General features: G+C 55.9%; 1 protein-coding gene. It reads left to right on the plus strand.

The window, feature by feature from the left end; translation table 11 throughout:
* The coding region (locus tag HMPREF2781_RS06290) for an Ig domain-containing protein (RefSeq protein ID WP_210386013.1) at positions 1-399 on the plus strand (399 nt) is incomplete at both ends.

Below are 399 nucleotides of genomic sequence, written 5' to 3' on the forward strand. Positions count from 1 at the left end.
GATGCTTCTGTGGTGACGGATAAGGTCACTGTTGTTGAGGGTCAGGAGGCTGATCCGTTTGATACCGCTAAGGATGTTCCGGAAAACGGCAAGGTTGAGGTCGATGGTCTGCCGGATGGTCTGACTGTTGATGAGAAGACCGGTGAGGTTTCTGGTACCCCAGACAAGATCACTGACTGGGGCAAGGATGAGGAAGAGCGTGACTTTGAGGTCACGGTCACCATCACCGACGAGGACGGCAACAAGGCTGCTGAGGACACCAAGGTCATTACGGTTCAGCGTGACACTGATGGTGACGGCGAGCCGGACGTTACGGACACCGATGATGATGGTGACGGTGCTACCGACGAGGAAGAGAAGGAAGCCGGTACCGATCCGAAGGACCCGAACTCCAAGCCT

This window comes from Corynebacterium sp. HMSC062A03 (assembly GCF_001811145.1).
Taxonomy (GTDB): Bacteria; Actinomycetota; Actinomycetes; order Mycobacteriales; family Mycobacteriaceae; genus Corynebacterium; species Corynebacterium aurimucosum.